General features: G+C 61.4%; 11 protein-coding genes. 10 read left to right on the top strand and 1 reads right to left on the bottom strand.

The features are described from left to right. Positions 1 to 35: 35 nt before the first annotated feature. Entirely contained in the window at positions 36 to 623 is a 588-nt protein-coding gene (locus HMPREF2736_RS06045) for a GNAT family N-acetyltransferase (RefSeq protein ID WP_070829197.1), read from the bottom strand. Between the two features lie 167 nt (positions 624 to 790). On the opposite strand from HMPREF2736_RS06045, the gene HMPREF2736_RS06040 reads away from it, so the two are divergent. The 10 genes from HMPREF2736_RS06040 to murD all read left to right on the top strand — a co-directional run bounded on the left by HMPREF2736_RS06040 (position 791) and on the right by murD (position 12151). After that, the gene (locus tag HMPREF2736_RS06040; RefSeq protein ID WP_070422184.1) at positions 791 to 1225 is read left to right on the top strand and encodes an SAV_6107 family HEPN domain-containing protein; all 435 of its coding nucleotides are present in this window, start codon (positions 791 to 793) and stop codon (positions 1223 to 1225) included. Positions 1226 to 1306: 81 nt separating this feature from the next. After that, positions 1307 to 1699, top strand: a complete 393-nt coding sequence (locus HMPREF2736_RS06035; RefSeq protein ID WP_070450870.1) for a DUF3040 domain-containing protein — start codon at positions 1307 to 1309, stop codon at positions 1697 to 1699. 427 nt (positions 1700 to 2126) lie between these two features. Further along, complete coding sequence (gene mraZ, locus HMPREF2736_RS06030; protein ID WP_070422186.1) at positions 2127 to 2561, top strand: division/cell wall cluster transcriptional repressor MraZ; 435 nt, start codon at positions 2127 to 2129, stop codon at positions 2559 to 2561. Positions 2562 to 2736: 175 nt separating this feature from the next. Further along, complete coding sequence (rsmH, locus tag HMPREF2736_RS06025; RefSeq protein ID WP_070422187.1) at positions 2737 to 3750, top strand: 16S rRNA (cytosine(1402)-N(4))-methyltransferase RsmH; 1014 nt, start codon at positions 2737 to 2739, stop codon at positions 3748 to 3750. A 47-nt stretch (positions 3751 to 3797) separates the two neighbouring features. After that, positions 3798 to 4505: a cell division protein FtsL gene (locus tag HMPREF2736_RS06020; RefSeq protein WP_141739360.1), complete on the top strand. Its 708-nt coding sequence runs from the start codon at positions 3798 to 3800 to the stop codon at positions 4503 to 4505. A gap of 109 nt (positions 4506 to 4614) precedes the next feature. Next, on the top strand, positions 4615 to 6567 hold the full coding sequence (locus HMPREF2736_RS06015; RefSeq protein ID WP_083322989.1) for a peptidoglycan D,D-transpeptidase FtsI family protein: 1953 nt from the start codon (positions 4615 to 4617) through the stop codon (positions 6565 to 6567). Positions 6568 to 6591: 24 nt separating this feature from the next. Beyond that, the gene (locus HMPREF2736_RS06010) at positions 6592 to 8097 is read left to right on the top strand and encodes a UDP-N-acetylmuramoyl-L-alanyl-D-glutamate--2,6-diaminopimelate ligase (RefSeq protein ID WP_070829108.1); all 1506 of its coding nucleotides are present in this window, start codon (positions 6592 to 6594) and stop codon (positions 8095 to 8097) included. Next, positions 8094 to 9614, top strand: coding sequence for a UDP-N-acetylmuramoyl-tripeptide--D-alanyl-D-alanine ligase (gene murF / locus HMPREF2736_RS06005; protein WP_070829107.1), 1521 nt, complete (start codon positions 8094 to 8096; stop codon positions 9612 to 9614). Before HMPREF2736_RS06010 ends, murF begins: the two co-directional genes overlap by 4 nt. A gap of 39 nt (positions 9615 to 9653) precedes the next feature. Continuing rightward, positions 9654 to 10760 (top strand): phospho-N-acetylmuramoyl-pentapeptide-transferase, encoded by a 1107-nt coding sequence (gene mraY, locus HMPREF2736_RS06000; protein ID WP_070450875.1) that lies wholly within the window; start codon positions 9654 to 9656, stop codon positions 10758 to 10760. Continuing rightward, on the top strand, positions 10757 to 12151 hold the full coding sequence (gene murD / locus HMPREF2736_RS05995; RefSeq protein ID WP_246822068.1) for a UDP-N-acetylmuramoyl-L-alanine--D-glutamate ligase: 1395 nt from the start codon (positions 10757 to 10759) through the stop codon (positions 12149 to 12151). Before mraY ends, murD begins: the two co-directional genes overlap by 4 nt. The last annotated feature ends 19 nt before the right edge of the window (positions 12152 to 12170 follow it).

Below are 12170 nucleotides of genomic sequence, written 5' to 3'. Positions count from 1 at the left end.
CACCGTCGTCTACGAAAATCTCTCTGGAACGTACCCTAGTCAGCCTCGCCGACATGAGGTGTGCCCGCCATGTCGAGTGCGAGAATCGCAAACGGGCGAGGGTCGCTTCCGTAATAAAAATTGCGAGCAACGTCCTGGAACCCAAACTTGCGGTAAAGCCCAAATGCGTTATTAGCTTCGCCGTCTACCTCGGGAGTAGATAGGACAGCCCAACGAGCTGATGTCGATGCGAGCAGTTCCCTGAGCATCGCCGCACCAATGCCACGGCCCTGGTGCCTCGGATCCACATGCACTTCGGCGATTTCGAAGTAGTTGGCCAGTAGCGCACGGTCGTCGTCAAAAAGCATGCCGTCTGGACGTTGCTGAGTGAGTGCTTTGACGAGTTGTTGGTCCCACCAGCGCTCCCGCGCGCCGAGAAAACCGTAGGCCACTCCGATGACGCTGTTGTCCGAGATTGCGGCCACGGCGCAAAAGCCTGGCCAGGTGACCTCTCCACGCCACACGCGTAAACGCTGCGCGCGCATGGTTTGGGGGTACCCCATAGCTTCCATGTAGATGTCCACCAACCGTGGCACGAGGAAAGAAAACTCCGCCTTGGTCAGCCTTTGGATCTCAATGTGCACCCCACTATCGAACCACTTATGTGCCTGTTGCGGGGCTTGACCACACATCCTCGTTCGAACAGTCGAACAAACGTGCTAATTTTTGGTTGTGGTGTCGTGGGTGACTTCTAAGGTCATGGGCAATCAAGAGGCGACATGCACTGGTAACAGCGAAAGGGGAAAGTGTCATGGGAAGCGTAGTTTCAGCCACAACGGGCAGGGCGTACGGGGATATGGGGGCGCCGCGAAAGTTTGACTCGTTCATCTTCTCTGCGGAGGCACTGCTTGCACAGGCTCATGCTGACTTTGCGGCAAGGCGCTACGACCTTGCGATGGAAAACGCATACCGGGCTGCACTGCGCATCGCTGGCGCATGCAACGCTCGCAGCATTGTGCTCCGGAAGCGGAAGCGGCTGCCAACTAATGCGTGGGACAAGCTCGCGCTCACCGGGGAAAGTGGCCAGCACTGGGCGACGGTATTTTCTGCATACTCGGCGCGCCGGGCGAGGGTGGCGTCTGGGATCGACGACAACCCGTCGCCGGTCGTGGTCTCAAGCCTTATCGGTTCGGCTGAGGACTTTCTCCTGGACACCACTGGGGGTGATGCGCCAATGGCGGCGTAATAAGGCGCGGGAACAATGTGGGTACGATGTTCGTTGTATCCATACATTGTTCATTCATAGCTGGGATCTGGAGAGAAAGTAGTGTCTCTTTCTGAGCAGGAAATGCGCGCACTGCGCGAGATCGAGCAGTCGCTCCTTGCGGACGACCCGAAGTTCGGTTCCTCGGTCGCTCCGTCCTCTGAGTATGGTGCTTCGCGCCCGTCGGGCCGGCTGACTATGCGTAGCCTCGCCCTCATTGTGCTGGGCCTTGTCCTTCTTCTTGGGGGAGTGGCGCTGGCGTCGTGGAGTCTGTGGACTGTGGTGTTGAGCATCGTCGGCTTCGGTGTGATGTTCTATGGGGGGATCATGGCGCTCCGTACCCCGGCTGCCGCTGGTGTTTCGCTGCAGCGAGCGCAGGCTCAGTCCAAGTCGCGCTCGCCGCGCAGTGTTAGCCTGGAGGAGAGCTTCCGTCGACGGTTTGAGGATCGTCAGTAGCTTTTAGCTTTCCCTTCGCCCTCCCGGTCTCTTCGGGAGGGCGATTTTTTATCCCCACTTCGCCCCACATTCCCCACTTTGCCCCACCCGTTGGTTTGATCCGGCCATTTTGCCTGTTAAAGGACGTTCGGAGCGGGTTGCGTCTCGTGTGCCTGTAGGTGATTGATGGGGTTGTAGTGGGGGATGTGGCGGTAAGTGGGGGACATTGGCGGGTAATTGCCCCACGGGGATTGTGGCCGTTGACCTGCGTGTTCTTCTTGTTGTGGGAACTAAGTTGCTCAGAGTGTGGCGTTTGTGGGGGGAAGTGGGTTAAAGTGGGGCACAGCGGAGCACCGTGGTGCGCATCTTGACTACGTGCGTAATGCGGAGCGAAGCCGAGAAAACTGCAAATGCCAATCTCTGAAGGTGAAGGAAGGTAGGTCGCCGGATGTTTCTGGGAACCTACACTCCCAAGCTCGACGACAAAGGGCGCCTGACGCTGCCTGCGAAGTTCCGTGAGGACTTGGCAGACGGCCTGATGGTGACCAAAGGGCAGGACCACTCCCTCGCGGTGTACCCGCGGGACGAGTTTGCTGCACGCGCCCGCAAGGCCGCTGCAGCATCAAGGACGAACCCGAAGGCGCGCGCGTTTATCCGCAATCTGGCTGCCAGTGCGGATGAGCAAACGCTCGATGGGTCCGGACGTATCACCCTGTCGCCGGCACACCGTGAGTACGCAGGCCTTTCCAAGGAATGCGTAGTTATCGGTTCTGTGGATTTTCTCGAGATCTGGGATCTTGAATCCTGGAATAAGTATCAAGAAGAGACTGAAGCCGCGTTCTCCGCGGCGGATGACGACGACATTCTCTCCGGTCTGCTGTAGGACTGACTACCCAACAGCGGGCAACCAATTCGGAGAGTGTGTACGGACTCTGTCCGGGGCGTGAAGCATTCTGGTGTACTTCCCCGACATCAGAACAGCCGCCCCGGACAGGGCTCTACATACTCCCCGGCTTAGAAGGAGCCGACGACTAACTGACCGCGAGGGGTGAGCCCGGATGGTGTACCGCACACACGCTGCAGACCCTCATGGGCATGTGCCGGTCATGCGCGACCGCATGGCCGAACTCCTGGCCCCAGCTGTAGAGGCGTTCGGCGCCAACGCCGTCATTGTCGATGGAACTCTTGGCGCTGGTGGCCACACCGAATACTTTCTCAACGTATTTCCGCAAGCGCGCGTGATCGGTGTGGATCGCGACCCGAATGCGCTGCAGCAGGCGACTGAGCGCCTGGCTCAGTTCGGTGAGCGTTTCACTCCGGTGCAATGCCGGTTCGACTACATCGGCGACGAGATCGCATCGGGGGAGGGCGAGACCTTCGACCTTGTGAGGCAGCACGGTGTGGCTGGTGCGCTGTTCGACCTCGGTGTTTCATCGATGCAGTTGGACCAGGAGGAGCGTGGCTTTTCCTACCGCGGTGACGCACCGCTGGATATGCGCATGGATCCGACCACCGGCATCACTGCGGCCGAGGTACTTAACACGTACTCGCATGGAGACCTGGCGAGGATTCTGAAGTCCTACGGCGATGAACGTTTCGCAGGCAAGATTGCGTCGGCTGTGCTGAAGGAGCGCGAGCGTGCGCCGTTTGACCGTGCGGACCGGCTCGTGGAACTGCTGTACAGCACCATCCCGGCCGCCACGCGACGTACTGGCGGTCACCCGGCGAAGCGCACCTTCCAGGCGCTGCGGATTGAGGTCAACCGCGAGCTTGAGGCTGTCGAGCGAGTGGTTCCGGTGATTACGGATTTGCTCGGCGTCGGCGGGCGGGCAGTGTTCATGAGTTACCAGTCGCTCGAGGACAAGATCGTCAAATCTGCCTTCGCTGAACTGACAGCTTCAAAGACGCCGGCGGGACTTCCGATGGATCTGCCGGGCACCGAGCCAACGTTCAAACTCATCACCCGCGGGGCGGAAAAGGCTCCGCAGGAAGAGATTGAGCGCAACTCGCGTGCAGCACCGGTGAGGGTGCGCGGCGTCGAGAAGCTTAAGCACTCAACGACAACCACATAACCCACAACAAACCACGTACGACACACAACCATCTGAGGACGGACACCATGGCAGCACGAGACACACGAGGTGGCTCCCGCGCGATGACGCTGACGCGCGATGGCAGTGCCCGCACCAGCCGTACAAGCGCTCCGGCACGTCGTCGCACGATGCCGGGTGTGAAGCCGCATGTGCCGCACTCCCGTGGGCGGGGGCGCCTCGGCTCGCAGCAGGTTGTGTCTGTGCGTGGGCGTCGGGTTGGCACGGTCGCGGCGCCGTCGCGTTTTTCCGCAGTGTCCGCACTTGCGGTGCCTCTGCTGGTGATCGGTATTGCTATAGCGATGCTGCTGTCCGGCGTGGCCACGACACAAACCTTCACCATCCAGCAGCTGCAGTCGAAGGAGCGTGAACTTGCCAACGAGGTCGAGTCGCTCAACCGTGACTTAGAGGATCGTCGTTCTGCTGCGGAGATCGCACAGCGCGCTGCAGGCGCAGGCATGGTGGTCGCTGGAGAACCTGGCCTCGTGGAGGTCATGGAAGATGGTCGTGCTGAAGAGCGCCGGCCTTTCAACCCAGAAAAGGTTGCCAAGATTGTCGACGTTAACGGCGAAGCGTTGCGTCAGGGGCGTGCAAGCAGTGATGACCGTGCAACCCGCGAGCTGGCGGATGCGCTGACTCAGGTTCCAGGTGGCAATCAAGCTCCGCCTCGTCCGCAGCAAGCACCGCAGGTTGCCAACGTGGCGCCGTATCAGGCAAATGTGCCCGCCGGCGAATAGACGTTAACGGTGGGGGTTGTGCCGCAGGCGTGTGGCGCAACCTCGTTTCGCATTTGTGCGGGGCATGATAAACGAGTCAATGAGCAGTTTTGGTAGGTGAGGAGGGCACGTGACATCCACGGGCACACCCCGGAAGCGTCCGGCGCCACGGAAGAGTCAGCGTCACATCACCAACCACCGTGTATTCCTTTTGACGCTTGTGTTCCTCAGCGTCGCAGCCTTGCTGATCGCACGCCTGTTTTGGGTCCAAGTGATCATCGGCGGCGAGTTGCGTGAAGTTGCCAAGGTGCAACGCCAGCGCGAGTATGTTGAGCCAGCACGTCGCGGTGAGATCGTGGACCGTGACGGCAAGCAGTTGGCGTACACGATGCAGGCAAGGTCGTTGACGGTCTCGCCGAAGCAGTTGCGTGAGGAACTGCGACAGCAGCAAGAGCTGCAGATGCGTATCGACGGCGTCCCCAAGGCAGATATCGACGCGCAGCTCGACGCCCGCGTTGAAGACGTGCTGCGCACAATGGCGAATGAGATCCCCGGCATGATCGGTGGCGAAACTGATCCACAGCCTACGGGTACAGACACAGAGCAGTTGCGCACTGTGGGCAGTGTCAGTGCCAAGGAGATTTTGGACAAGCTCCACGCCGACACGTCGTACGAAGTTTTAGTGCGCAACGTTGACCCGGATGTCGCTGCGAAGGTGGCGGCGAAGTTCCACGGTGTGGCTGCTGACCAGCAGGACATCCGCCAGTACCCGAACGGTGCTGTGGGGGAGAACATCATTGGCAAGGTTTCCATGGACGGGCACGGTCAGTTCGGCCTTGAGGCCTCTAGCGATGCGGTGCTTACCGGTATCGACGGCCGCTCGACCGAGGACGTCTCGGGAGGTGGGCAGTCCATTCCGGGCTCCCTGCGCGATGTGGTGCCAGCGGTACCTGGTGCGCGCATTGAGCTCACGGTGGACCTCGACCTGCAGACGTATGTGCAGCAAGTGCTTGAGCAGGCAAAGGCAAACTCTTTGGCAAAGTCGGCTGAGGCTGTCGTCCTTGACGCTCACACGGGTGAGGTGTTGGCGATGGCCAATACGGACACCATCAACCCGAACGGGGATATTGAAAAGCAGATCAAGCAGGGTAAGGATTTTGAGAACCCAGCGATCTCGCACCCGTTCGAGCCAGGCTCGGTGGCAAAGGTCATCGCTGCAGCGGCTTCAATCGATCAGGGGGTGACTGACCCGTTCGAGGTGCACCAGGTGCCGGGCTCGATCGACATGGCCGGTGTGACAGTGAGCGACGCCTGGCAGCACGATGTTCTGCCGTACACCACCGCAGGCATCTTCGGTAAGTCCTCCAACGTGGGCACATTGCAGTTGGCGCAGCGCCTCGGCGAGGAGCGCTACTGGGATTACCTCAACCGTTTCGGTATCGGTGCTCCGACCGGCATTGAGTTGCCCAATGAGTCGCCGGGTCTGCTGCCGGTGCTTGAACAGTGGTCGGGCGGTACCTTTGCCAACTTGCCAATCGGTCAGGGCATGAGCTGGACTGCGCTGCAGATGGCGAGTGTGTACCAGGCGTTGGCCAACGACGGCGAGCGCATCCAGCCACGCATCATCGAGCGCATCGTCGGACCGGACGGGCAAGATATCCCGCAGGATGAGCCGCAGCGCAACCAAGTGGTGAGCAAGGAGGCGGCGCGTACAACGGTGGATATGTTCCGTGCCGCATTCCAAGAAGACCCGACCGGCAACCAGTCGGGTACTGCACAAGGAAATGCGCTAGAGGGCTACCAGTTCTCTGGCAAGACAGGTACTGCACAGAAGGTGAACCAGGAAACGGGCGCATACTCACAGAGCCAGTATTGGATTACGTTTGCGGGTATTGCCCCGGCGAACGATCCGAGATTTGTTGTGGCGGTCATGCTGGACGAGCCGCAGCGCGGTGTACTCGACGGCGGTGCCGGTGGCCAGTCTGCGGCGCCGGTGTTCCGCCAGATTGCGAGCTGGATGTTGGATAAGGAAAATATCCCGCCGAGTCCGCCCGCGGAACCGTTTGTTCTGCAAGCCCAGTAACGGCCCTGAAAGGAAGGAATTATCATGTCCTCAGCGCCCACGCTGACATCCCTCGCTGAGATTGCGGGGGCACGCATCGTCAATGCGCCGCAGGCACCGTTTGAGGTGTCGTTTATTGGTCTTGATTCCCAAAACGTGGAGCCCGGTGGCTTGTTTGCTGCGCTGCCTGGCACGCGGGTGCATGGCGCGTCGTACGCGTTCGATTCGGCCGCAGGTGCGGTTCTGACTGACGAGGAAGGTCTTGCGATCATCCAGCAGACGTCGGATCGCCGGCCGGTGTTGGTCGTCGATAATGTGCGCGCGATTCTTGGCCATGTTGCCGCGGAGGTGTACGGGCATCCGTCGAAGGACTTCACGCTGCTGGGCGTGACTGGGACGTCGGGCAAGACCACCACGACGTACATGCTGGAGCGTGGACTGACACAGGCTGGTTGCAAGGTCGGCCTGATTGGTACGACGGGCACGAAGATCATGGGCCGCGATGTGGCCACCGAGTTGACTACGCCTGAGGCGCCGACGTTGCAGGCACTGTTTGCCCGTATGCGCGACGAGGGCGTTACGCATGTGGTGATGGAGGTTTCCTCCCACGCGCTCATGCTTGGGCGCGTCACGGGTGCCCAGTTCGACGTCGCTGGTTTTACCAATCTGTCGCAGGATCACCTTGATTTCCACCCGACGATGGAGGACTACTTCGAGGCGAAAGCCTTGTTCTTTGACCCGTCGAGCGACCTCCACGCGAAGCGCAGCGTGATCTGTGTCGACGATTCTTGGGGTCAGAAGATGGCCGCGCGCGCGGAGCACCCGGTGACGGTGGCAACCCGCGGTGAGCATGCAGATGTCACTGCGGAGCTATTGCGTATCGACGACACCGGAACCCAGCACATTCGACTTCACACTCCAGAGCGTCAGGTGGAGTTTGCTCTGCCGATGCCGGGTGCGTTTAACGTCGCCAATGCCGCCCTTGCCACCACGCTTGCGGCGCAGGTTGGTGTCGATGTAGCAGCGTTTGTCGCAGGCCTAGAGCAGGCGGCGGTGCCGGGGCGCATGGAGCGAATTGATGAAGGCCAGGATTTTGTCGCTGTTGTGGATTACGCCCACAAGCCGGCCGCTGTCGCAGCAGTGCTTCAGACGCTGCGTGGACAGGTCGATGGCCGGATTGGTGTGGCGATCGGCGCTGGTGGTGACAGAGATTCCTCGAAACGCCCGCTCATGGGAGCGGAAGCAGCGAAGGGCGCAGACTTTGTTGTGGTGACTGATGACAACCCGCGCACCGAAGACCCGGCAGCGATCCGCGCAGCGGTGCTGCAAGGCGCACGCGACGCAGAAACGGCAGCCGAGGTCATCGAGGCAGACTCCCGCGCGAGGGCGATCGACGCGCTCGTCGAGTGGGCAAAGCCCGGCGATGCCATCATTGTCGTGGGTAAAGGCCACGAGGTTGGACAGATCATCGGCGACACCAAGCACCATTTTGATGACCGCGAAGAGATGCGGCGCGCACTTCGCGCCCGCCGAGAGAAGAGGAACGCATGATTGCACTGACGCTTCGCCAGATCGCGGAGATCACCGGAGGACACTTGAGCCCGGAGGCTGATCCGGACAACTCGGTGACCGGGTTTGTGGAGTTTGATTCCCGCAAGATTGGCCCCGGCGGGCTATTCGTTGCGTTCCCGGGTGCGAACGTGGATGGCCACGATTTTGTGGGTAAGGCGGCTGCGGCGGGTGCCACGGCGTCGTTGACCACGAGGGAGGTCGGTCGGCCGGCTGTGGTCGTCGAGAAGCGACCGCCCAGTGCCGACGACAACTCGGACCTGGCGGTCAACGATCCAACTGGCTCCGCAGCAGGCGTTGTGGATGGGATGTCAAAGTTGGCCACCTATGTGGCCCGCGAACTGATGGAGAACCACGGGTTGCGGATCATCGGCGTGACTGGTTCTGCCGGCAAGACCTCGACGAAGGACCTGATCGCGGCGGTCCTGCAGCGTGCGGGCGAGACGGTGGCTCCTCCGGGGTCGTTTAATAACGAGATCGGCCACCCATACACGGTGCTGCGCTGCACGGAGGAGACGAAGTTCCTGGTCGCGGAGATGTCGGCGCGCGGTATCGGCCACATTGCGCACTTGGCCACGATTGCACCACCGCAGATCGGTGTGGTGCTTAACGTGGGCTCGGCGCACCTGGGGGAGTTCGGCTCCCGCGAGAACATCGCGCAGGCCAAGGGCGAACTCGTTGAGGCGCTGCCTGCCGATGGCATCGCGGTGCTCAACGCCGACGACGACCTGGTCAACGCGATGGCTCCGCGGACGAAGGCACACGTGGTGCGCTTTTCCGCCAACGGCAATACGGCAGCGGATTACTACGCCACCGATGTGGAACTGGATGCGGTGGCGCGTGCGTCGTTTATCATGCACACCCCGAAGAGCGATCCGCAGCGCGTAACCCTCAACGTGTTCGGTGCGCACCAGGTGGGCAATGCGCTGGCTGCAGCTGCAGTCGGCATTGAATCGGGCATGGATGCCGCAACTGTCGCGCAGGCGTTGTCTGATGCACATTCCGTGTCGGTCAACCGCATGGACGTCAACACCCGCGCCGATGGCGTGACCGTGATCAACGATGCCTACAACGCCAACCCTGAATCGATGCGGGCTGCCATTGCCGCGTTGGGTTACACCGCCGCGGCGCGCCCAGGTGTGCGCTCCGTTGCGGTGCTGGGGGAGATGGGCGAACTTGGCGCCGGTGCGGAACACGAGCACGCGGCGCTTGCCGATGAGTTGGCGCGCTACAGCGTCACCGACCTCATCACTGTCGGGAATAATGCGTCGATGGAAGCGCTGGCCGAGCGTGCTGAGCAATTCGGCATCCGCACCAGCAGCGTCGCCGATGCTGCCGAAGCCAGCGAGGTAGTGCGCGAACTGTTGGCCATGCCGCCAGCGGGTATCGACGACTGGCAGTCGCGCACCGACCGCGATGTCGTGCTGGTAAAAGCATCAAACGTTGCGCGACTGTGGGCAGTGGCCGAGGCGCTACTGCAAGGGCATACGCTTAGATAGTTCAACATGAATAACGAAACAGCAGCGAGGTAACACTTCATGGTTCAAGTCATTTGCGCCGGGATTCTTAGTTTCCTGGTCTCGATTTTTGTGACCCCGCTGCTCATTAGATATTTCCATCGCCGCGAGATGGGGCAGGAGATCCGCGAGGACGGCCCGAAGTCGCACGCCCGCAAGCGTGGCACGCCAACAATGGGCGGCATCGCTATTTTGTTAGCAATCGCGCTTGGCTACGTCGGCGGCAGTCTCTCAGCGTTGGCTACGGGCCACACCGCGTTTACTGCCTCGGGCCTGATCGTGCTGGGGCTTACGCTGTCGCTCGGCCTCGTAGGTTTTGCCGATGATGGCATTAAGTTGTTCATGCACCGCAACCTTGGCCTCAATAAGACAGCGAAGCTTGTGGCGCAGTTTGTCATTTCGATCGCCTTCGGGCTGCTTATCTTGCAGTTCCCGGACGAGAACGGTCTGACACCTGGCTCGACGTTCTTGTCGTTCGTGCGCGACATCGACACGATCAACCTCGCCATCGGCGGGGGTGTGGTGGGCACCATCATCTTCCTGGTGTTCATCTACATCCTGCTGGCCGCGTGGTCGAATGCAGTGAACCTGACTGACGGTCTCGACGGGTTGGCCGCTGGTACGACGGCACTTGTGATGGCTGCCTACTCGGGCATTACGTTCTGGCAGTTCCGTAACTCTTGTGACGCTGTCGCGACCGCTGGCTGTTACTCGGTGCGCGACCCGTTGGACCTGGCTATCCTCGCGGCGGCCGGTTTTGGTGCCTGCGTGGGTTTCCTGTGGTGGAACGCCGCACCCGCGAAGATCTTTATGGGGGATACTGGCTCGCTGGCACTCGGTGGCCTTGTTGCGGGCCTGTCGGTTGCTTCGCGCACCGAGTTGCTGATGGTTGTCATCGGCGCGTTGTTCGTCCTGGAGGCCGCCTCCGTGGTGATTCAGGTTGCGTCCTTCAAGACCACCGGCAAGCGAGTGTTCCGCATGGCGCCGTTCCACCACCACTTTGAAAACGGCGGCTGGCCAGAGACTGCCGTAGTGGTGCGTTTCTGGATCATCTCCGGGATGTCGGTCATGCTTGGCCTCGCCGCGTTTTATGGTGAGTGGCTCTCGCTGAACGGAGCGGGCCTGTGACGCTGCCAGATCATGTTTTAGTCGCCGGTGCCGGTGTTTCTGGCCTCGGCGCAGCGCACTTGCTGACGAAGGCGGGTGCGAATTTCACGGTTGTCGACGACAACCCGGATGGGCGCGCAGCCGCTACCGCAAAAGGCTTCGCGGTGTGTTCCAGCGCTGAAGCGCGCGAGCGCTTCGCTGACACCGGCCTTGTGGTCACCTCGCCCGGGTGGCGACCTGATACGCCATTGCTTGTCGACGCCACCGCCGCCGGCATCGACGTCATCGGAGATGTTGAACTGTGCTTCCGCCTTGACCGCGCAGGCGTGTTTGGCGCACCGAGGACGTGGCTCGTCGTCACGGGCACCAACGGCAAAACCACGACTACGGGCATGCTGGCGGCGATGATGACCGAAGCCGGCGCCGACACCGGCCGTATCGCACGTGCCTGCGGCAACATCGGCACCGCGGTCGGAGAGGTGCTGCTTCTCGACGAACACGTCGATGTCCTCGTCGCCGAACTGTCGAGTTTCCAGCTGCACTGGTCCTCCGAGCTCGTGCCGGATGCTGGCGTGCTGCTGAACCTGGCTGAAGACCACATTGACTGGCACGGCTCGTTTGCGGAATACGCCGCGTCGAAGGCGAAGGTATTGCAAGCAACGCATGCGGTTGCAGGTATCGACGATACGGAGGTGCAGCGTTTAGCTGAGCAGACTGGTCGCGACGACATCATCGGGTTCACACTTCAAGAGCCTGGCGACAACCAGGTCGGTGTTTCGGGCGGCAGGATCGTGGCCAAACTCGGCGGCGAAACTATCGACGTTGCAAGTGCCGACGGCATCGAGCCCGCCGGAGCCGCCGGTCTGCTTGACGCACTCGCGGCCGCTGCGGTGGCGTTGACCCAGGGGGCCAAGCCGCATCACATCCAGCGGGCGCTGGAGAAGTACCGCGTGGCCGGTCACCGTGGGGCGGTGGTGCACTCCGGCGGCGGTGTGGATTGGGTGGATAACTCCAAGGCCACGAACCCGCACGCGGCGGATTCTGCGCTCACCGGTGCGGGCACGGTGGTGTGGGTCGCGGGAGGACAGCTCAAAGGCGCTGCCGTCGACGGTGTCGTCAAAGCACACGCTGATCAGTTCCGCGCCGTTGCTCTGCTCGGTGTGGATCGTGAGCTCATCCGCGCGTCTGTCAACGCGGCCGCCCCGGACGTTCCGGTGTTTGTCTCCGACTCCACGGATCCGGAACAAGCCATGGATGAGGTTGTTGCGTGGGCGGCGACCCAGGCGCAGCCGGGCGATACGGTGCTGTTGGCGCCGGCTGCTGCGAGCTTGGATATGTTTTCGGGCATGTCAGCGCGTGGCGACGCCTTCGCAGCGGCAGCGATGCGACACTGGAGCCCGGATAACAAGTAAGCTCAACTTCACGTTGAGA

This window comes from Corynebacterium sp. HMSC036E10, assembly GCF_001836265.1.
Classification (GTDB): domain Bacteria; phylum Actinomycetota; class Actinomycetes; order Mycobacteriales; family Mycobacteriaceae; genus Corynebacterium; species Corynebacterium coyleae.
Note: the sequence above shows the minus strand (reverse complement) of the source record. Positions and strands in the feature narration are given on the sequence as shown.